Source organism: Actinomyces sp. zg328 (genome assembly GCF_009829635.1).
Taxonomy (GTDB): domain Bacteria; phylum Actinomycetota; class Actinomycetes; order Actinomycetales; family Actinomycetaceae; genus Actinomyces; species Actinomyces marmotae.
This window is the reverse complement of record NZ_VWPE01000011.1, coordinates 26,592-47,489: the sequence shown is the minus strand read 5'-3', so window position 1 is coordinate 47,489 and position 20,898 is coordinate 26,592. Positions and strand designations below refer to the sequence as shown.

General features: G+C 71.8%; 15 protein-coding genes and 2 tRNA genes. 5 read left to right on the top strand and 12 right to left on the bottom strand.

The window, feature by feature from the left end; genetic code table 11:
- Positions 1-3: 3 nt before the first annotated feature.
- The 3 genes from GVV75_RS06270 to GVV75_RS06260 form a co-directional block, all read right to left on the bottom strand.
- On the bottom strand, positions 4-681 hold the full coding sequence (locus GVV75_RS06270) for a YdcF family protein (RefSeq protein ID WP_159523245.1): 678 nt from the start codon (positions 679-681) through the stop codon (positions 4-6).
- A gap of 25 nt (positions 682-706) precedes the next feature.
- Positions 707-779: transfer RNA gene (locus tag GVV75_RS06265), tRNA-Val, on the bottom strand.
- A gap of 49 nt (positions 780-828) precedes the next feature.
- Positions 829-1,233, bottom strand: coding sequence for a DUF3052 family protein (locus GVV75_RS06260; RefSeq protein WP_159523247.1), 405 nt, complete (start codon positions 1,231-1,233; stop codon positions 829-831).
- A gap of 352 nt (positions 1,234-1,585) precedes the next feature.
- Between GVV75_RS06260 and aceE the strand changes: the two genes are divergently transcribed.
- Positions 1,586-4,345, top strand: a complete 2,760-nt coding sequence (gene aceE, locus GVV75_RS06255; protein ID WP_159523249.1) for a pyruvate dehydrogenase (acetyl-transferring), homodimeric type — start codon at positions 1,586-1,588, stop codon at positions 4,343-4,345.
- A 98-nt stretch (positions 4,346-4,443) separates the two neighbouring features.
- Here aceE and aspA read toward each other — a convergent pair whose 3' ends face one another.
- Positions 4,444-5,940, bottom strand: coding sequence for an aspartate ammonia-lyase (aspA, locus tag GVV75_RS06250; RefSeq protein ID WP_159523251.1), 1,497 nt, complete (start codon positions 5,938-5,940; stop codon positions 4,444-4,446).
- A gap of 122 nt (positions 5,941-6,062) precedes the next feature.
- On the opposite strand from aspA, the gene GVV75_RS06245 reads away from it, so the two are divergent.
- The 3 genes from GVV75_RS06245 (at position 6,063) to GVV75_RS06235 (ending at position 8,916) form a co-directional block, all read left to right on the top strand.
- Positions 6,063-7,280, top strand: coding sequence for a PucR family transcriptional regulator (locus GVV75_RS06245; protein WP_159523252.1), 1,218 nt, complete (start codon positions 6,063-6,065; stop codon positions 7,278-7,280).
- A gap of 90 nt (positions 7,281-7,370) precedes the next feature.
- Positions 7,371-7,628 carry an acyl carrier protein gene (locus GVV75_RS06240; RefSeq protein ID WP_159523253.1) on the top strand — a complete coding sequence of 86 codons (258 nt, stop codon included), beginning with the start codon at positions 7,371-7,373 and terminating at the stop codon, positions 7,626-7,628.
- A 13-nt stretch (positions 7,629-7,641) separates the two neighbouring features.
- Positions 7,642-8,916, top strand: a complete 1,275-nt coding sequence (locus GVV75_RS06235; RefSeq protein ID WP_236266081.1) for a beta-ketoacyl-[acyl-carrier-protein] synthase family protein — start codon at positions 7,642-7,644, stop codon at positions 8,914-8,916.
- An 11-nt stretch (positions 8,917-8,927) separates the two neighbouring features.
- Here the strand turns inward: GVV75_RS06235 and GVV75_RS06230 are convergent, their stop codons facing one another.
- The 8 genes from GVV75_RS06230 to GVV75_RS06195 form a co-directional block, all read right to left on the bottom strand.
- Positions 8,928-9,428: a DUF3145 domain-containing protein gene (locus tag GVV75_RS06230; RefSeq protein ID WP_159523256.1), complete on the bottom strand. Its 501-nt coding sequence runs from the start codon at positions 9,426-9,428 to the stop codon at positions 8,928-8,930.
- 155 nt (positions 9,429-9,583) lie between these two features.
- Entirely contained in the window at positions 9,584-10,075 is a 492-nt protein-coding gene (locus tag GVV75_RS06225; protein WP_159523258.1) for a peptide deformylase, read from the bottom strand.
- A gap of 30 nt (positions 10,076-10,105) precedes the next feature.
- Positions 10,106-11,569: a DUF1501 domain-containing protein gene (locus GVV75_RS06220; protein ID WP_159626387.1), complete on the bottom strand. Its 1,464-nt coding sequence runs from the start codon at positions 11,567-11,569 to the stop codon at positions 10,106-10,108.
- Positions 11,570-11,586: 17 nt separating this feature from the next.
- On the bottom strand, positions 11,587-13,695 hold the full coding sequence (locus GVV75_RS06215) for a DUF1800 family protein (protein ID WP_236266080.1): 2,109 nt from the start codon (positions 13,693-13,695) through the stop codon (positions 11,587-11,589).
- Between the two features lie 1,360 nt (positions 13,696-15,055).
- Positions 15,056-15,127: transfer RNA gene (locus GVV75_RS06210), tRNA-Asn, on the bottom strand.
- A 91-nt stretch (positions 15,128-15,218) separates the two neighbouring features.
- A complete protein-coding gene (locus GVV75_RS06205; protein WP_159813967.1) occupies positions 15,219-15,830 on the bottom strand; it encodes a hypothetical protein in 612 nt (203 codons plus the stop codon).
- Complete coding sequence (dnaG, locus tag GVV75_RS06200) at positions 15,827-17,821, bottom strand: DNA primase (RefSeq protein ID WP_159813965.1); 1,995 nt, start codon at positions 17,819-17,821, stop codon at positions 15,827-15,829. The genes GVV75_RS06205 and dnaG overlap by 4 nt, the downstream gene beginning before the upstream one ends.
- 189 nt (positions 17,822-18,010) lie before the next feature.
- Positions 18,011-19,300 carry a deoxyguanosinetriphosphate triphosphohydrolase gene (locus GVV75_RS06195; RefSeq protein WP_159523326.1) on the bottom strand — a complete coding sequence of 430 codons (1,290 nt, stop codon included), beginning with the start codon at positions 19,298-19,300 and terminating at the stop codon, positions 18,011-18,013.
- Between the two features lie 295 nt (positions 19,301-19,595).
- Here GVV75_RS06195 and GVV75_RS06190 point away from each other — a divergent pair, with 295 nt between their 5' ends.
- Positions 19,596-20,822: a glycosidase gene (locus GVV75_RS06190; RefSeq protein WP_235905206.1), complete on the top strand. Its 1,227-nt coding sequence runs from the start codon at positions 19,596-19,598 to the stop codon at positions 20,820-20,822.
- Positions 20,823-20,898 lie beyond the last annotated feature (76 nt).

Genomic DNA, 20,898 nt, shown 5'->3' with positions numbered 1-20,898 from the left:
TGCTCACGCCCTCCCCCGCTCGTCCTGCTCCATCGCCGCGCCGCTCTCGCGCCCACGTCGGCGCTGACACCGCCATTGTCCCGCCACGGCACCGCCGAGGGCTCGGATCCCGGCCACCCCCGTGGCCGAGCGCGGCGCCCAGGAGGGAAGGGCGCGTGTCAGGGCGAGGTCGGCGGCAGCCAGCGCCGCGCGCGCCGGACCGGGGCGCGCCAGGGCGGCGGCGCGCGGGGGCATGGGGGCGAGCCGGCGCGCGAGGGCCGGGAACCGGCGCCCGGCGATCAGCCTGGCCTTGGCGGCGTGGAACGGATCGGAGACGAGGATGATGGGGCCGTCCCCGCCAGCGGACTCGATCAGCGGTGGCAGGGCACCGATGTTCTCCCAGGTGGAGCGCGAGTCGGTCTCAGTCCAGGTGGCGCCCCGCCAACCGAGGCCGCGGGCGTGCTCGGCGAGCATCTCCGCCTCGGGGCGCTCGCCGGCGACGGCGCCTCCGGAGCAGATGAGCAGATCCCCCGGGCGCAGGACGGCGACGGCGGCCCTGGCGCGGCGCCTGTTGGCGCGCCCCGCCCTCGGCCCGGCATCGGCGTGTCCGAGGACGACTACGACCCTCCCGCGCCCCGCTCCACGCCCATCGGGCTGGCGCGGCGCGCGCCCAAACACCGGTATCCGGTCACGCGGATCCATCGGCCCCACCCCCTCAGCGCGACAGTGGACCCGGCCGGGCTCGAACCGACGACCGACGCGGTGTAAGCGCGTTGCTCTACCAACTGAGCTACAGGTCCTTCAGGGCGCCCCTCGCGGGGCGCCCGGGCGGGGCCCGCCGCCAGCGCCTCAGCGGCGCCGGCTGGAGACCCGGGTGCCGCTCCAGGCATCGCCCATCGAGGCCGTCGACGTGGCGTGCATGCCCGCCGTCGCCGCGGCCTCCTCGATGTCGGCCGCCGCCACGGCGCCCGCCGTGCGCGCCTTGGGCGTGAGCACCCAGATGATCCCATCGCCGTCGAGGTTGGCCTGCGCGTCAACGAGCAGGTCCGTCAAATCGTCGATGTCGCCGTCGTCGGCGCGCCACCACACGATGGCGGAGTCGGCCACGTCCTCGTAGTCCTCGTCCACCAACTCTGTGCCGGTGAGAGCCTCGGCGGCCCGCCTCAGGGCGGGGTCGACATCGTCGTCGTACCCGAACTCCTGGATGATGAGACCGGAGGCGAAGCCGAAAGCCCCGCCCGCTGCGCTCGCCACTATCCCTCTACCGTCCTTCCGGGCTCAGCGCCCCTGCTACGGCCCCCCTGTGGGACCTGTGCATAGCCCACCGCATGAGGGCCGCCCGCGCAAGCGCCCGTCCGTTCCTCGGCGCGCCGCGGCGCCCGCGGCAGCGCCGCACCACGTGCCTGACCTCACAGGTCGCTTGGGACTTCTTTCCCCGTTGGCCGTCCTGAAGCGCCTTGGAACGCCGTAGATTAGAGTCCAACAGGACGCGGGCCGACCCCGGGCTCGCGGCGGACCGGGTCACCGGGCACGCGGGAGCGACGCCGGGCCGACCAGCCCGCCAGCGCCCTCCAATCCATCGGAACGACGCAAGGAAGAGGATTCCGTGAGCCCCACCAGCGATGCCACCCCCCTCATCGATGGCCTCCTGACCAAGGTCAACGACAACGATCCCGAGGAGACCCAGGAGTGGCGCGAGTCCCTCGACGCCCTCATCGAGGAGAAGGGCGGCCCCCGCGCGCGCTTCATTCTGCTGTCGATGCTCGCCGAGGCCCGCAAGAAGAACGTCACGGTCCCGGGGCAGACCACCACGCCCTACGTCAACACCATCCCCGTGGAGGATGAGCCCTACTTCCCCGGCGATGAGTCAATGGAGCGCGCCTACCGCCGCTGGCTGCGCTGGAACGCCGCCGTCATGGTCACCCGCGCCCAGCGCCCGGGGGTGGGCGTCGGCGGGCACATCTCCTCCTACGCCTCCACCGCGACCCTCTACGAGGTCGGCTTCAACCACTTCTTCCGCGGCAAGGACCACCCCGGCGGCGGGGACCACGTCTTCTTCCAGGGCCACGCCTCCCCCGGCAACTACGCCCGCGCCTACATCGAGGGCCGCCTGAGCGAGGACGACCTCGACGGCTTCCGCCAGGAAGTCTCCCACCCGGCTCGCGGCAAGGGCCGCGGCCTGCCCTCCTACCCGCACCCGCGCCGCATGGAGGACTTCTGGGAGTACCCCACGGTCTCCATGGGCCTGGGCCCGGCCGAGGCGATCTACCAGGCCTGGTTCGACCGCTACCTCGCGGGAGCCGGCATCAAAGACACCAGCCAGCAGCGCACCTGGGCGTTCCTGGGCGACGGCGAGATGGACGAGCCCGAGTCGCGCGGCATGCTGCAGCTCGCCGCCAGCCAGCAGCTCGACAACCTCACCTTCGTCATCAACTGCAACCTCCAGCGCCTCGACGGCCCGGTGCGCGGCAACGGGAAGATCGTTCAGGAACTCGAGGCCTCCTTCAAGGGCGCCGGGTGGAACGTCATCAAGGTCCTGTGGGGCCGCGGCTGGGACCAGCTCCTCGCCGCGGACAAGGACCACGCCCTGGAGCACCTCATGATGGAGACGCTCGACGGCGACTACCAGACCTTCAAGGCCAACGACGGCGCCTACGTCCGCGAGCACTTCTTCGGACGCGACCCGCGCACCGCCGCCCTGGTCAAGGACTGGACGGATGAGGAGATCTGGGCCCTGCAGCGCGGTGGCAACGACTACCGCAAGATGTACGCCGCCTACAAGGCCGCCACTGAGCACAAGGGGCAGCCCACGGTCATCCTGGCGCACACGGTCAAGGGCTACCTGCTCGGCTCTCACTTCGCGGGCCGCAACGCCACCCACCAGATGAAGAAGTTGACCCTGGACGACCTCAAGGGCCTGCGCGACCGGCTGCACATCCCGATCACGGACGAGCAGCTCGAGGCCAACCCGAAGATGCCCCCTTACTACCGGCCCGCCGCGGATGACCCGGCCCTGCTCTACATGATGGACCGTCGGCGCCAGCTCGGCGGCTTCCTCCCCGAGCGCCGCGACGCCCCCAGGCAGGTCCAGCTTCCCGGTGACCGCCCCTACGACGTGCTCAAGGGCGGCTCGGGCAAGCGCGAGGTGGCCAGCACCATGGCCTTCGTCCAGCTGCTCAAGGAGCTCATCAAGGAGGACGGCATCGGCCGGCGCATCGTGCCCATCGTCCCCGACGAGTCGCGCACCTTCGGCCTGGAGTCCCTCTTCCCCACGAAGAAGATCTTCAACACCCAGGGCCAGAACTACACGCCCGTGGACGCGGAGATGATGCTGTCCTACCGCGAGTCCACGGACGGCCAGATCATGCACACCGGCATCAACGAGGCGGGCTCCGCCGCGCTGTTCCAGGTGGTGGGCACCAGTTACGCCACCCATGGCGAGCCGATGATCCCCGTGTACATCTTCTACTCGATGTTCGGCTTCCAGCGCACCGCGGACCAGTTCTGGGCCGCCGGTGACCAGCTCACGCGCGGCTTCATCATGGGCGCCACGGCTGGACGCACCACGCTGGCCGGCGAGGGCACCCAGCACATGGACGGGCACTCGCCGCTCATCTCGGCCACGAACGAGGCCGTCGTCACCTACGACCCCGGCTACGCCTACGAGATCCGGCACATCGTTCGCGACGCCCTCGAGCGCTGGTACGGGCCCGAGACCGGGCGCAACCGCGACGTCATGTACTACCTCACCGTGTACAACGAGCCGATCAGCCAGCCGGCGGAGCCCGAGGACGTGGACGTCGAGGGCATCATCAAGGGCATCCACCGCCTGTCCGGCCCCGCCGACGGCGATGGCCCCGAGGTCCAGCTCCTCGCCTCCGGCGTGGGACTTCCCTGGATCGAGGAGGCCCGCCGAGTGCTCGCCGAGGATTGGGGCGTGCGCGCCTCCACCTGGTCCGTGACGTCCTGGAACGAGTTGCGCCGCGACGCCCTGGCCGCCGAGAGGGAGAACTTCCTCAACCCCACCGGCGACCAGCGGGTTCCCTTCGTGACCTCCCGCCTCCAGGCGGCGCAGGGCCCCTTCATCGCCACGAGCGACTACGACCACCTCGTCGCCGACCAGATCCGCAAGTGGGTCCCGGGCAACTACCACACCCTGGGGGCCGACGGCTTCGGCTTCTCCGAGACCCGGCCGGCCGCGCGCCGCTTCTTCCTCATCGACTCGGCCTCCGTGGTCGTCAAGGCGCTGCAGGCGCTGGCGGATGAGGGCAAGCTCGGGCGCGACGTCGTCGCCCAGGCCATCGCCCGCTACGACCTGACCAACGTCAACGCCGGCACCTCCGGCTCCGACGGCGGGGACGCCTGAGCGCGGCGCCCGCTAGGCGCGAGGGGCCCGGCTGGTGATCGTCACCAGCCGGGCCCCTCGCGCTTGCCGCGGAGTTCGGGCCCCGGCCCGCGCGGGGCTCAGGCCTCGCGCGGGGCCCTGGCGCCCTCCTGCGCCGCTGAGGCGTCCACGGCGGCGACAGAGGGATCCGCACCCAAGTAGTGCTGGGCGTCCCGGTACTTGGGCCGCAGCAGGTTCTCCGCGCTGAGGAGCTCGTCGAGAACCGGCTCCTCCAGCAGGCCCATCTCCAGGACGACCTCGCGCACCGAGCGCCCCGACCGCGCGCACTCGCGGCCCACGAGGTCCCCGTTGTGGTGACCGATCACCTCGTTGAGGTAGGTGACGATGCCGATGGAGTCGAGCACGTTGCGCCGGCAGACCTCCTCATTGGCCTCAATGCCCACGACACACAGGTCTCGCAGGACGCGCATGGCCCGGCGCAGCAGATGGATCGACTCGAAGGCCGCCTGCCCGATGACGGGCTCCATGACGTTGAGCTGGAGCTGGCCGGCCTCAGCAGCCATGGTCACCGTCAGATCGTTGCCGATCACCTTGAAGCAGATCTGGTTGACCACCTCCGGGATGACGGGGTTGACCTTCGCGGGCATGATGGAGGAGCCGGCCTGGCGCTCTGGCAGGCGAATCTCCGCCAAGCCGGCGCGCGGCCCCGAGGAGAGCAGCCGCAGGTCGTTGCAGATCTTGGAGAGTTTGACCGCCAGGCGCTTGATCGTGGCGTGCATGGACACGTAGGCGCCGGTGTCGCTCGTGGCCTCCAGGAGGTTCTGGGCCCCGGAGACCGGCAGGCCCGTGACCTCCTTGAGGTGTCGCACGGCGGTCTGCGGGTAGCCGGGGGGCGTGTTGAGTCCGGTGCCGATGGCGGTGGCCCCCAGGTTGACCTCCAGGAGGAGGGCGCTGTTGTGCATGAGGCGTGTGATCTCCTCATCGAGCAGGACGGCGAAGGCCTTGAACTCCTGGCCCAGGCTCATGGGGACCGCGTCCTGGAGCTGGGTGCGCCCCATCTTGAGGACGTCGTGGAACTGGCGGGACTTATCGAGGAAGGCGTCGATGAGGTCGCACAGGTCCGCCTCCATCCCGGCCACCGCCTGGTGCAGGCCGAGGCGGAAGCCGGTGGGGTAGGCGTCGTTCGTCGACTGGGACTTGTTGACGTGGTCGTTGGGGTTGACGACGTCGTAGCGGCCCTTGGCGTAGCCCAGGCGCTCCAGGGCGAGGTTCGCCACGACCTCGTTGGTGTTCATGTTCAGGCTGGTGCCCGCGCCGCCCTGGAAGACATCGACCGGGAACTGGTCCATGCACCGGCCGCCCACGAGGATCTCATCGCACGCCCACACGATGGCCTCCGCGAGATCGGGGGCCAGGGTTCCCAGCTCGGCGTTGGCCAGGGCGGAGGCCTTCTTGACCTGGACCATGCCCCGGACGAACTCGGGGACTTCGCCGATGGTGGTCCCGGAGATCTGGAAGTTCTCCATGGCCCGCAGCGTGTGGATGCCCCAGTAGGCGTCGAGGGGCACCTCGCGCGATCCCAGGAGATCCACCTCGGTACGAGTCGCCGGTCGCATGTCCATGTCCTCCATCAGGATCTCGGGGCCGACGGCGTGGGACCCGTTCTCCCCGGCTCATCGCGCCCCAATCGGGTGCACTACATTATCGTCGGCGGCCTCGCACTGGGTAGCATCTGATCATGGACGAGTTGAGCGAGGCGTCTGTCGCGGCCCTCCGGCGGGCGCAGAACACGATCATCGAGCACTCCCTCGACCGCATCAGCGCCGCCCATCCCTGGTACCGCACGCTTCCCGAGGCCTCGCGCAAGCAGATCGAAAAGGTCTCCCACCTGGGCGTGTCGATGTTCGTCGACTCCGTCGAGGAGCCCGAGAGCGCGGCGAAGCCCTCCCAGATCTTCTCCGTCGCCCCCGCGACGCTGACCGGCACGATCACCCTGGGTCAGACCCTCGACCTCGTGCGCACCGTTCTCGACGTCGTCGTCGAGGAGGCACCTCAGGCGGTTCCCCCCGAGGACCATGACACCGTCCGCATCCTCGTGCTCACCTTCGGCCGCGACGTCGGATTCGCCGCGGCCGAGGTCTACGCCCGCGCCGCCGAGGCCCGCGGCGCATGGGACGCCCGCCTCGAATCGGTCGCCGTGGACTCCATGCTCCACGGCACCCCCGCGGAGGCGGCCACCCGCGCCGGCTCGGCCGGCTGGACCCATCGCGGCCCCGTGGTCGCCATCGCGTCGAGAACGGCGCTGGGCGCGATTGCCACCTCCCGCCTGCGTGACGCCTGCCGCGCTCAGGCCGGAGACTGCCTCGTCTCGGTGCGCGGAGACTCGGTCATCATCATCCTGGGCGCCTCCCCCGAGGCCCCCAGTGGGCCTGCCGGCCCGCACGGCCCGCACGGCCGCCCCCTCCGCGAAGGCCGCGCCGAGCACGGCCTCGATGAGGTCGCCCTGGAGATCGCCGCGTCCCTCGATGGCCCGACCGTGGTGGGCCCCGTGGTGCCCGAGGTCGATCACGCGGGGCTCTCCCTGCGCTCGGCCCTGGCCGGGCTGCGGGCGCTGCCGGGCTGGGCCGAGGCCCCCAACCCCGTGCGCGCCGATGACCTCCTGCCCGAGCGCCTGCTGTCCGGCGACGAGCTCGCCCATGAGCAGATCCTCGCCCTCGTCCACGAGCCGCTCCACGCCATGGGCGACCCCTTCGAGGAGACCGTCGCCACCTACCTGGCGCTCGGCGGGAGCCTGGAGGCGACGGCCCGCGCCCTGTTCGTCCATGCCAACACGGTCCGTTACCGGCTGGGGAGGGTGAGCGAGCAGGTCGGCTGGGACGCCACGAATCCTCGCGACGGGCTCATGCTCCACATGGCGGTCCTCGTCGGCCGGCTCGCGGCGGCCTCGCGCCTCTGACCCCGCCCCGGGCCCCGGTCGCCCCCTCGTCCCACAACTGCCACCCACCCGGCGGCGCATGCCGCCCCGACCCACACCAAGGAGACCACCATGGCCGACAACACCGAGCAGGCCACCGACGTCCAGGGCGTCATCATCGAGCTCACCGCCGAGGAGGCTGGCGTGGCGCCGGCGCTGATCACCAGCGACTCGCGCTTCGCCGAGGACCTCGACATCGACTCCCTGGGGCTGCTCACCATCGCCACGCAGGTCGAGGAGCGCCTCGGGGTGGCCCTCGAGGACTCGCTCATCCCCGCGCTGCCGACCGTGGGCGCCCTTGTCGAGCACGTCATGGCCCGCAAGGCCTGACCCCGTGCCCGCGGTGGAGCCCGGTCACCCAGCCGCCCAAGGGCTGGGACAGGACCCGGAGCGGCAGGTCGTCATCACCGGTCTGGGTGCCACCACGCCACTGGGCGGGGACGTGGCGAGCACCTGGCGCGCGCTGCGCTCGGGCGCCTGCGCCGTGCGGGCGATCACCGAGGACTGGGCGGAGGACATGGGGCTACCGGTGCGCATCGCCGCGCCCCTGGCCGTTGAGCCCTCCGGGGTCCTGGGGCCCCGGGAGTTGCGCAGGCTTGACCGCGCCAGCCAACTGGCGCTCATCGCCGCCCGCGAGGCCTGGGCCCAGGCGGGCTCCCCCGAGATCGACCAGGAGCGGCTAGCGGTGTCTATCTCGCCCGGGATGGGCCCGGTGCTCTCCGTCATGGGGGCCTGGGACGCGCTGCGGGAGCGGGGCGCCCGCAGGGTGGCGCCCACGGCGGTGCCCGCGCTGATGCCCAACGCCCCGGCGGTTGCCGTCGGCATCGAGCTCGGGGCGAGAGCGGGCATCCACTCCCCCGTGGCCGCCTGCGCCTCCGGAGCCGAGGCCATCGCCCACGGCGCCGACCTCATCGCCCTGGGCCGCGCCGACATGGTGCTGGCCGGGGGCACGGACGCCGCGCTGCACCCGATGACCGTCGCCGCGTTCGCCGCCATGCGGGCCCTGTCCACTCGCAACGACGACCCCGCCGGGGCTTCGCGCCCCCTGGCGGCGGACCGCGATGGATTCGTCCTGGGCGAGGGTGCCGGCGTCGTCGTCCTGGAGGCCGCCGCGCACGCGCGCGCGCGGGGCGCGCGGCCGCTCGCCCATCTCGCCGGCTGCGCGATCACCGCCGATGCCATGGATATCGCGCGGCCCGACCCCACCGGCGCTCAGCAGGAGCGCGCCCTGCGCCAGGCTCTGGCCCAAGCCGGCCTCCCCCCGGCCGAGCTCGGCCACATCAACGCCCATGCCACATCAACGCCCGCGGGTGATCTCGTCGAGGCGCGGATGATCGCCCGAGTCGCCCCCGGAGCGGCGCTCAGCGCCACGAAATCAGCCACCGGGCACCTGCTCGGTGGCGCCGGTGGCCTGGAGGCGGTGCTGGCCGCCATGGCGATCGTCGACGGGTTCCTACCACCCACGCTCCTACCCGGCCGGATCGACCCTGAGATCGCGGACCTGGGACTCGACGTCGTCGGCCCGGATGGTCGGGAGGCGCCGGGGCTGGGCAGCGCGGCGTCGACCTCCTTCGGGTTCGGCGGGCACAACGCCGCCCTCGTGCTGCGCCGGCTCTGACCGCGAGCCCCTCAGCCCACCCGGTGAAGCCAGCGCACGGGGGCGCCGGAGCCGGCGTAGCGGAAGGGCTCGAGCTCGTCGTCCCAGGCCTGGCCCAGGGCGAGGTCGAGGTGCCGCCTCATGGCCTCGGGCTGGGAGGCGTACTGGAGGGCGGCGCGGATGCGGTCCTCTGGGACGACGACATTGCCGTGAACATCGGTCTGGGCGTGGAAGATCCCGAGGTCCGGGGTGTGCGACCAGCGCCCGCCGTCGGAGCCAGGACTGGCCTCCTCCGTCACCTCGTAGCGCAGGTTGGCCCACCCCCGCAGGGCGGAGGCGAGGACCGCGCCCATGCCGACCCGCCCCACCCAGCTGGTCTCAGCGCGCATCATGCCAGGAGCGGCAGGCTGCTCGGTCCAGTCGAGGCGGAGCTCGGTGCCCAGGGCGTTCTGAGCCGCCCAGACGATATGCGGGCACAGCGCCCGGGGGGCGGAGTGCACGAAAAGTACACCGCGGGTGTAACCACCGTTCACGATCAACAGCCTCCTGGATTGGTCGAGGGTCGTCTTCCCCAACGATCTCGCCAAGTGCTTCCGGGGCGGTCATCATGATGCGCGCGGCGCGCCCTTGAATCATGCCAGGATGCGAGCCCTCACTCAAGGCGCCTCGCCCGCGAGGGGCATCGGGCTCACAGCCCCTGCTCGCGCAACTCCTTCATGGCGCGCGCCCGATTCTTGCGGTCCAGGCGGTCCAGGTAGAGGTGGCCCTCGAGGTGGTCGCACTCGTGCTGCAGGCAGCGGCCCATGAGCTCCTCCCCCTCGACGACGATCTCCTTGCCATCGAGGTCGATGCCCGTGGCTCGCGCGTACCACGCGCGCTTGGTGGGGAACCACAGACCCGGCACCGACAGGCAGCCCTCGTCACCATCCTGGTACTCGTCCCAGACGAGCTCATCGAGGCGGGGGTTGAGGATGTAGCCGATCTCGCCGTCGATGTTCCATGAGAAGGCCCGCAGCCCGACGCCGATCTGATTGGCGGCCAGGCCCGCGCGGCCATCCTCATCGACCGTCTCGAGGAGGTCCTCCACGAGAGACTTCACGGAGTCGTCGATGTCAGTGATCCAGGCGCACTCCGTGCGCAGGACCGGGTCGCCGATGATGCGGATGTCGCGATACGCCATGGGCCCATCCTCTCACGGCCGACGAGCCCCTCAGACGATGCCCAGCGGGGTCCCAGGGGTGAAGCCGGGGAAGACCTCTTTGACGGAGGCCTTGTTGCCGAGCTTGTTCGACACGATCTCGGACAGCGCCTGGCGGTAGTCCAGGGTGATCGGGACGTCCCCCAGGGAGAGATTGGACTCCACCAGGCTGGGGACCGTGCCCAGGACGCGGCCGCCCTTAACTCCCCCGCCCATGACGAACATCGTGTTTCCCTGCCCGTGGTCGAGCCCACCTGAGCCGTTCTCCGCGACGCGCCTGCCGAACTCGCTCATGGTGACGATCGTCGTCGTCGCCCACTTGCCCCCCAGGTCCTTGCGGAAGGCCGCCAGACCGTCGGCGAAGTCACGGGCGCGTCTGGAGAACCAGGCCTGCTCGTCGGCGGCCTGGCCCAGACCGGAGTGCATGTCCCAGTCCCCGATGTCGATGCAGGCGACCTCCATGCCCACCCCGGCCTTGGCCATGCGGGCGATCTCCGCCAGCCCCCTGCCCCAGTCGGAGTCCGGGTAGCCGGCGCTCGGGGCCTGGGGGTAGGAGGAGCGGACCCGCTGGAGGGTGCTGGCGGCGTCGAAGGCCGACTGCGCGCAGCGCTGGAACTCTCCCCCGGCGCTCCCGTACATCTCGTCCAGGGCCCGCCGAACGCGGGACTTCATATCGTCCCCGCCCCAGACCCGCAGGTCGAACTCGTCGATGGAGGACACCGCCAGGGTATCGAGGCTGTTGGTGGTCAGGGAGAAGACCGTGGAGGCCCCGATGGTCACGCCCCGGAAGGTCCCCGTGTCCGCGGACTTGGTCTGGAGGTGGCGTCCGAGCCAGCCCGAGCGGACCGATGCCGGGGCGGCCCGCTCCACCGTGACCTGGTCGGTGAAGTGCGAGCGGGAGACGTCCGGCGAGCCCGAGCCCTGGATGATGGCCATCTCCCCGGCGTCCCAGATCGGCTTGAGGGCCTTCATGTGGTTGTTGAGGCCCCAAGTGGAGTCGAGGGGCGTCGTCTGCTCGGCGCGCACGGCGATCATGGGCCGGGCCGCGTAGTAGGCGGGGTCGTTGAGGGGGACGACGGCGGACAGCCCGTCGAAGCCGCCGCGCATGAACACGCAGACGAGCAACTCGTTCCCGCCGTCGGCTGCGGGGGCCGCGAAGGAGTATCGGGGCATGGACGTGCTCGTCAGCAGCGCGCCGAAGCCGGCGGCCGCGCCAGCCAGGACATGGCGGCGCTTGACATTCGTGGGGCCGCCGTCGACGTGGTCGACCTCGGTGAGCTCGGGCAGATCGTGCTTCTCGGTGACGTAGCCGTCGGCCTGGCAGCCGGTCATGCGCGTGGTCCGCCCGCCGACGTCGACCAGGAGGGCGTCCTGGGCCTCGTCGTGATGGTGCATGGGGGTGACGATGTCCTCTCTCATGAGGGCGGCGCCCTGGGTGAAGCGGGTCTTGCGGTTCCTGGGCTCCGAGCGCTCCATGGTTGTCTCGTCTCCTCTCAGCGCAGCAAGGCGTAGGGACTGCAGAAGCACAGGCGGACCGCGTGCTCGGCGAAGGCAGGCAGGTGCTTTTCAGTGACGGTCCAGGTGGCCGCGGTGCCGGTGCCGGGCAGGCCGGCGAGCACCTCGGCGACCCCGGAGAGCTCGGCGTCTGCCCAGGCGTAGCCCGTGAGGTGCCAGGTGATGCGCCGCGCCGTCTCCAGCGCAGGCTGGCCGGCGACGATGGACAGCGCCGTGGGCCAGTCGGTCCTGCCTGACTCCCTCTTATCGCCGTCGACGGCGTTCTGGGCGCCGTTCCACAGGGCCATCGTGATCCCCGCGGACATCCAGTACTCGGCGGTGTCCGGGTAGCCGTCAACGCTCCCGTACATCCGGGGCTCGTGGCCGGCCTCCTTAATGAGCCAGCCATAGGTGCCCAGGTTGAAGTAGTCGCCGACGTTGACGTCCCCGTGGGCGACGGCGACCCGGGCGTGGGCGGCACGGGCGATCGTCATGTAGAACTCCGTGGGGCGGCGCCATTTCCTGCCCACCGAGGCGGCGAAGTCGGGATGGGTGAGCGCGGCCTTGACGGCGGAGGCGATGGATGTGTCGTTGTCCAAGTAGGCCTTCGCGATCGCCTCCACGGCGGCGTCGGAGGGCTCGTCGGCGATGTAGCGGCGGGCGATCCTCTTGGCGAGCCTGAGAGCGGTGGGCCGCAGGTGGCACAGGTGCTCGACATAGCGCTTGAGCATGCGCTGACCGGCGGAGGCATCCGTGTTGGCGTCGGAGAAGCCCAGCACGTCGACGCTCCCGACGGCGTGCTGCTCGGGCCGGTAGACGTAACTCATGGTGGTCCAGTCGTTGCCGTTGCCGGTCAGGATGCGGGTGGAGGCCTTGACGTCCTCCTCAGAGTAGGAGTCGCGCCCCACGGTGTAGAGCTCTAGGAGCTCGCGCCCCAGGTTCTCGTTGGGGTTGTCCTTGGTGGAAGCGGTGTTGTCCAGTTCGCGCAGCAGAGCGGCGTTGGTCACCGCGGCGTAGAGGAGGTCGGCGTAGCGGCCCAGCGCGTGCTTGCGCAGCAGGACATCGAACTCCGTGATGAAGGGCTCCCCCTTGCCGTGGATGGGGACGTAGACGTGGTCCGCCATGAGCTCGACGACGGACTCGGCCAGGACCCTGTTGCCGAAGCGCATCCGGGTCAGGGCGGCGTTGATGACCGACGGCGAGGCCTTGGCGGAGTGGTCGCCGGTGATCCGCTTGATCTCAAGGGCGGAGAGCCGGGACCACCCGTAGTGGCGTGAGACCAGGCTCTCGGCGTAGGTGTCATCGATGCCCTCGGGGGCCAGCTGCCTGTCGATCCAGGCGGTGGCGCCCATCGTCTCGATATCGGAGGCGATCTCCGCGGTGGCGGCGATGGAGGCGCGCCTGGCGAGGTGCCATGCCGAGGAGGTGCGCAGCCGGAGTCCGGGGGCGAGCCCGGAGGAGGCCTCAAGGTCCGCTGTTCCCGGGGCATTGCGGTAGACGTCGAGGGCGTCGGTCTTGGCGGTCTCCGGGGCGCTCCCGCTGCCGGAGGAGAACGGGGCCTCACCGCTGTTGGCACCACCCGAGCCACCGGTGCCGGCCTGGGCCGCGCCACCGGCCTGCGCCGCGCCACCGGTGCCGGCCTGGGCCGGCGATGCGGCCTGGGCGCCGTCGTCGGACACCCCGGAGCCGTCGCGCGCGCCGCCCGCGCCCCGCGCCCCGCTGGCGCCGTCGGCTTCATTCGTCCCGCTGGCGCCGTCGGCGTCATTCATCCCGCTGCCCGCGGCGGAGGGATCCGGGCTGGTGTCGCCGGTGTCCCCCTCGTCGCCCCCGGCCACGGTTCGCTTCAGGGCGTCCGGCAGGGCCAGGGGCCCGCCCTCGCCCGGGGCCGGACCGCCCGGGGCCGCCGCGGAAGCACTGCTCCCTGGGCCGCTCTCCCACAGCAGGGCGCTGAGCTCGCCGACCGCGCCAACCGCCGCCGTGCTCAGCGCGGCGAGCGCGACGCGACGTGATCCGACAGTGCTGGCGGTACCGCCTCCCGCGTGACGGGGGCCGGCCGGAGCGGGGCCATCGCTCATGGGGCGCTCGCTCAGGCTTTCGGCTCGTGGCACGGGTTGCCTCCTGTGTCGTGATGATGCTGACGCGCTGCGGAGAGCCTCTTCCCCCCTTGCAGGAGAGCCTCTTCCCTCCCCCTTGCAATCGAGCACCACTGGGTCGTGCGCCCCATGCTAGAGCACCCCCACTAGGGCTTTGATCAGGGCTTTTTCAGGTTCTATTGACCAAATCACCAGATAGGCGGCGGTTTCTGGCACCCACTAGTGCTCTCACCTGCACTCCCATGCCCCGGCGGGAGGGGGGAGGAAATCGCGCGGGCGGGGGATGATTCACAGAAATGTGAAGCACGTCCCTCTCTTCCCCGCGGGTCGGCCGGCGGGGCTCTTAGCAGCGGCCACCTCCTCGCCCTGGTTCGCCATCCCCCGGGTCGGCCGGCGGGGCTCTTAGCAGCGGCCACCTCCTCGCCCTGGTTCGCCATCCCCCGGGTCGGTCGGCGGGGCTCTTGGCACCAGCCGCCTGCTTTCCCCTGGTTCGCCCTCCCCGGGTCGGCCGGCGGGGCTCTTAGCAGCGGCCGCTTTCTTCCCCCTAGCCCCCCCACGGGTCGGCCGGCGGGGCTCTTGGCACCAGCCGCTTCCTGCCCCTGGTTCGCCCCCGCGGGTCGGCCGGCGGAACTCTTGACAGCAGCCGCTTCCTGCCCCTGGTTCGCCCCCGCGGCTCGGCCGGCGGAACTCTTGACAGCAGCCGCCTCCTGCCCCTGGTTCGCCCCCGCGGCTCGGCCGGCGGGCCAAGAGGACGGTTTCTGCTGGTCACACTGGTACCGCCGAGATGAAGCGCCTGATCGCTCACGGCTGGGATGCCCGGGCCGCGCAAGATGATGACGCCGTCGTGGGCCTGGTGGCCGCAGCGCCTGCTCGCCGCTCATCGAGAAGCGACAGTAGGCCTTCCACAGGGCAGCTGTGGGCCACCCAAAGCAGCGCTGGGCCGTCCAGGGCAGCGCTAAGCCATCCAAAGCAGCGCTCCCCGCGTTGCTCTCGACGGCCCTTCGGTGCCACAAACGGCCCCGCGTTGCTCTCGGCGGCCCACCGATGCCCTCAACGATCCAGCAGCACCCAGGCCGGGTCTCGCGCAGGACGTCCAACAGACCAGCGACTCGGCCCACCGATGCCACAAACGGCCCCGCGCTACTCTCGACGGCCCTTCGGTGCCGCAAACGGCCCCGCGCTACTCTCGACGGCCCTTCGGTGCCGCAAACGGCCCCGCGTTGCTCTCGGTGGCCCAACGCTGTCCTCAACGGCCCACCGATGCCGCCCACCGATGCCGACAACGGCCCACCGATGCCGCCGACCGATGCCGACAACGGCCCACCGATAGCAACAACGCGAAGAGCCCCGGACCTTGGGTCCGGGGCTCTATCCGCTCCCGCGAGTGGACTCGAACCACTAACCGTCCGATTAACAGTCGGATGCTCTGCCATTGAGCTACGCGGGAAAGGCGCTGAGCGCGGATAGAACTCTAGCAACACCGAGCCGGGGCGTCGAATCGTGCCGCGCCCGTGAATGCGCGCCAGACCGGGGCAAAGTCAGCGTGTGTCCAGACCCACACTGTCGCGGGCCTGCCGCAGGAGGGCCTCGAGCTCGGCGCGGTCCTCCGCCGTCGCCGCACTGGCGGGCTCTGGGGAGGCGACGGCGTAGAGGGCCCCGTCGGCGTCCCGCCGGATGGCGATCCGCGCCTGGGCTCCGCTGGGCAGGCTCCTGGTGACGAGGTGGACGAGGGAGGCCTCCACGCGCTGGCGCAGCGCTCGGGCGAAGCGGTCGACGGCGACGGGGCGGGCCGCGCCCCCCTGCTCGATCCGGGCGGGGACCGTGAGGGCCAGGCGCCGCTCGGGGGCGTCGGAGAGCGTGAGGGTGAAGGCACGGGCCTCGGCGTCCCAGGAGCCCTTGTCGATGCGGTCCCAGGGGTGCTCGGCGGCCAGGGCGTCGGCCGACACGATGAACAGCCCGCTTGTCATGGCGACGGCCCAGGACTCCCCCGCCTCATCGATCGGCACGGCGCCCAGGAGCCTGCCCTGGGGCAACTGGGCCCGGCAGGGAGCGGGCAGGCCGGCGGGCGTGAGTCCCCCGCGCCGCCAGCGCCGCGGGCGCCGCTCGTCCTCATCGCGCCCGTGGGGTCGGGGCCAGCGCGCCGGGCTCATGGGCGCTGCCCGATCCGCAGGCGGCGGCGCTCCAGGCCGGTGATCTCCTCGAAGAGGTCCCGGTAGCCCTCGTCCTCGGGGCTCATGCGCCGGTGCCGGGCGCGCAGCTCGGCCAGGCGGCGATTGATGTCGAGCCGCACCTGGGCGGCCAGGACGCCCTCGGCGTAGCGGCGCACCGCCTCGGCGTCGAGCTCAGGGGATTTGCCGCGCGGCGCGGGCAGCGGCAGGGGGGCGACGACGAGCTCGGTGATGGCGGAGTCGACGGAGGTGATGGCCCCGCCGCGCACGAGGTCGATCCAGTGGCGGATCGCGCGGGACTGGGCCTCGCGCGGCTCCATGCCGGCGGCGCTGGCGCGCTCGACGAGACCCGGCAGCGCGCTGGTGCCGCCAGCGGCCTGCACGGCCTCGAAAACCGCGCGGTGGATGGGGAGGGTGAAGGAGGCGGGGGCGATGTCGTCAGCGCCCGCCCGCTCGGCGACGAGCGGCATCTGCAGGATGACCTCCAGGGCCTGGCGCTCCAGAGCGGCCACCGGGTCATCCGCCGCGGGCAGGCCCGGGCGCGCCGCCGTGGCCGGCTGACCGCCATCCTCCGGGGGCGGATCCTCGGCGCGCCAAGCGCGGCCCTCGTAGGCGCGCACGGCGGCGCGGGCCTCCTCGTTGGGCATGCCGACCCAGCCGGCCAGGCGCCGCGTGTACTCGCGGCGCAGGGCCCGGTCACGGATCCCGGCGACCACGGGCGCCGCGGCCCGCAACCCGGACACGCGCCCCTCGGCGGTATCCAGGTTGACGCTGCCCAGGGAGGTGCGGATGACGAACTCGAACAGGGGGATGCGCCGGGACAGCAGGCGCGGGATGGCCTGGTCGCCCTCCGCCATGCGCAGGTCGCAGGGATCGTAGCCGTGGGGGTCGACGGCGACGAAGGTCTGGGCGGCGAAGTGCTGGTCCTCGGCGTAGGCCCGCATGGCGGCCTTCTGACCCGCGGCGTCGCCGTCGAAGGTGAAGACGACCTCACCGCCACGCGCGCGGTTGCCGGAGATGACGCCCGCGGAGGGATCGGCGACATCCCCCAGCAGGCGGCGCACGATCCGCACGTGCTCACTGCCGAAGGCGGTGCCGCAGGTGGCCACGGCGGTGGGCACGCCGGACAGGTGGGCGGCCATGACGTCCGTGTAACCCTCAACGACGACGATCGAGTGCTCGCGGGCGATGTCGCGCTTCGCGAGGTCGAGGCCGTAGAGGACCTGGGCCTTGTGGTAGATGGCCGTCTCCGGGGTGTTGAGGTACTTGGGGCCCTTGTCCTCCTCGGAGAGCCGCCGCGCCCCAAAGCCGAGCGTCGCGCCGGTGACGTCGCGGATGGGCCAGATGAGCCGGTCACGGAAGCGGTCGTAGACGCGGCGGCCGTCCTGACCGCCCTGGGAGCACAGGCCGGATTCCACGAGCTCTGCCTCGGTGTACCCGGCGTCACGCAGGCGGCGGGCGAGGTTGTCCCATCCGGCCGGGGCGTAGCCGACGCCGAAGCGCTCGGCGGCGAGGCGGTCGAAGCCCCGCGAGGTCAGGAAGTCCCGCCCGTGCTGGGCGGCGGGCGTGGCGAGCTGCTCGATGAACCAAGCCTCGGCGAGGCGGTTGGCGTCCAGGAGCCGCTGCCGGGTGCCCGGCTCGACGCCGCGGCGTACCTGACCGCCGCCCTCCTCGTAGCGCAGTTGCACGCCGACCCTCCCCGCGAGGTGCTCGACGGCCTCCGCGAAGGGCAGGTGGTTGATCTTCTGGATGAAGGAGATGACGTCCCCGCCCTCACCGCAGCCGAAGCAGTGGTACATGCCCACCTGGGGCCGGACGTGGAAGGAGGGGGTGCGCTCATCGTGGAAGGGGCACAGGCCCTTGAGCGAGCCGACGCCGGCGGGTTTGAGGGTGACGTGCTCGGCGACGACCTCATCGATCCGGGCGCGCTCGCGCACCGCGTCGATGTCCTCGCGCTTGATCAGTCCCGCCATGGCGCCATCCTACGTCCGGGCACTGACAGGCTCCGACGAGCGGCGGCTGGCGCCATCAGGCCCCGAGGAGCGCCGCCAGGAGGCCCGGGGCGGGGCCGGCGGCATGAGCCGACCGGGCCGGCAGGGGGCGCGGGGGCGGGCCGGTGAAGCCGGGCCCGCCAACGGCCCACGAGCCGCCGGCTCCGACGCTCACAGCCCGTCGGGGATCTCGGAGAGCATCCCGCAGATGCGGGCGTGCCAGGCGCGGGCGGAGGTGTCGGTCAGCGAGGCAATCTGGTCGATGACCGCCCGGGTGCGCCCGGCGTCGTCGTCCGCGGCCCGCCAGAGCCCGGCGAAGATCGGATCGAGGTGCTTGTCCCCCGACTCCAGGAGGGCGTCCGCCAGGTCGAAGATCTCGGTGCGCTGGATGAGGTAGACGCGCTCGTGCTCCCGGGGGGCCATGACGTAGCGGACGGCCGCGCCTTTGAGGACGAGGATCTCGGCGGCCGTGGAGGCGGGGATGACGAGGTCGGCGGCGTAGCGAGTCAGCGGGCCGTCACCGGCCACCGACCTGGTGGCCGCGGCCACCGCGCCGACGAAGCGGCCGATGAGCTGGCTCGTGAGGTTTTTGAGGGCGGCGGCGTCGGCGATGCCGTGATCGTAGGAGTCGATCCAGTACGGGGTCCCGGCCAGGCGCTCCCAGGCGGCGCCGAGCTCGTCGGCGCTGAAGGCGGTGCCGTACCAGGCCCGCGTGGCGCCGACGATGCCGTCGATCTCGCCAGGGCGGTCCAGGGCCCCCGGGTCCATGCGCCCCAGCGCGACGGCGTCCTCGACGTCGTGGACCGAGTAGCCGATGTCGTCGGCCAGGTCCATGATCTGCGACTCGATGCAGCGCCGCCCGGCCGGGGCGCCCGCGCGCATCCACTCGAAGACATCCCGGTCGGAGTCGTAGACGGAGTACTTCCGGGCGCTCTTGCCGTCCGGCCCTCCCGGCCCCTCCCCCTTGGCCCAGGGGTACTTGGCGACGGCATCGAGGCTGGCACGGGTGAGATTGACCCCCAGGCCGCGCCCCGCGGCGTCGATGGTCTTGGGCTCCAGGCGGGTCAGGATGCGGAAGGTCTGGGCATTGCCCTCGAAGCCGCCGATCGAGCGGGCGACCTCGTTAAGCGCCTTCTCCCCGTTGTGCCCATACGGCGGGTGGCCCAGGTCATGGGAGAGGCAGGCGGCGTCGACGATGTCGGGATCGCAGCCGAGCTCCTGGCCGAGGGCCCGTCCCACCTGCGCGACCTCCAGTGAGTGGGTGAGCCGGGTGCGCACGAAGTCATCGGAGGCGGGGCCGAGCACCTGGGTCTTGGCCCCCAGGCGGCGCAGGGCGGAGGAGTGCAGCACACGGGCGCGATCGCGCTCGAAGGGGGTGCGCTGGGGGTTCTTCGCCCGCTCAGCCCAGAAGCGCTCGGCGTCCTGCTGGCCGTAGCCCGCTCGGCCGCCGGGCGCCGGCAGCGGGAGGCCGGTGTCATCGCTGTGCGCTGGGAGGGTCACCAGCCCAAGGTAGCGCACACGCCCTTGGCGACTGGCGCAGGCGTGCCGGGGCGACGGGCCCGGGAGCCGCGCGCCGACGGGCGTGTGATGCGACTCCTGGTGGGAAAAGGTGGGACGACCTGCGCCTGACGCCCGGCATTGGTATGGTCAGTGCACCCGAGGCGCCCCGATCCCCGACGGGTCCTCTCTCACTCTATCCTTGGCGCGCTGCCGGGTCGACGCCGCGCTCGCGCTCGATGGAAGGAAGCCGGCTGTCATGACGACGACAACCCTGGTCCATCGTCCCCAGAGCAACGATCACGCTTGGTGGAGAGGCGCTCAGGTCTACGAGCTCAACGCCCCGGTGATCGGCCAGGTCGATCATGACCAGGCTGTCAGCCTGTTGGACCACGCCAAGTCGCTGAGCTGTGACGGCGTCCTCGTGCGCCCCAGCCTCTTCAGCCTGGGGGACCCCGGCCTGGAGGACCTCCGCCGCTTCTCCGACGCCGCCCACGCCCGGGGCCTGCGGGTCATCACCCGGCTCTCGGGCGCTCTCGGGCCGGTCACCGGCCGGCACGCGCATGACGACAACCCGCTGACAGCCGGCCAGGAGGCCCTGGGGCCCGGGCTCATCGAGCGCGCGGAGGAGTTCATCGACGCCGGTGTTGACGGCATCGACCTGGGCGCGATCCTCCCGCCCGAGGCCAGCGAGGAGACCAATCTCGACCTGCTGAGCCGGACCTGCGCGGAACTGCTCATGCTCGTGAGCTCCTCGACGCCCGATGGCATCCTCGGCGCGGACGTCACCGCGGAGTACGGGGACAGCCTGCGCCACCACTTGCAGAAGGACTGGTTCCACCACCTGCGCAATGACAGGCTCTTCCTCACGCGCTGGGACGCCGACTCGATCACCCGGCACCTGACGGCCTCACTGGAGGAGTACGAGCGCTTCGGCGCCCCTCCCGCATGGCGCGTCATGCCCCCGTACCGCTACCGTCCCGAGCTCGAGCCGAGCGACGACCGCCGCTGGTTCGTCACGGACCGCGCCACGCGCCTGCGCCGTGGGACGGCCCTCCAGACGCTCATGCTGGCGCTGCCGGGAGCCGTCTACCTCCGCCAGGGGGACGAGGTCGGCATCCTCGACGACGACAAGGACGACAGCCCGTTGGCGCTCGTCGGTGAGGTCAACCGCCTCGCGGCCGAGCAGGGCGATCTGCTCGGCTCCCCGGTGGCGACCGTTCGTCACGCCTCCCGCCTGCGGCGGGACAGGCAGCTCCCCGACGCCCCCATGGCCTTCGTCTCGGGGATGGGGTGGTGCCCGGATGACGCCCTGGCGATCTTGGTGCGGGACACGCTCGTCCTGGCCAACACCACCAGCGCCTCCATCAGCCTCCCAGAGCACGCCGAGGTGCTGCTGGCCTCGCATGAGCTCGCCCATGCTGATGGCCGCCTCGTCGTGCCGCCCACGACCACGGTGTGGTGCGTGGCTGACACCGTCGCCTGAGCCGGGCGCCCCGCATCGCGCCGGGAAGAGCCGGGCCTGCCGCCGTCACCGTCCCCAGGGCGCCGTCGTTGGGCGG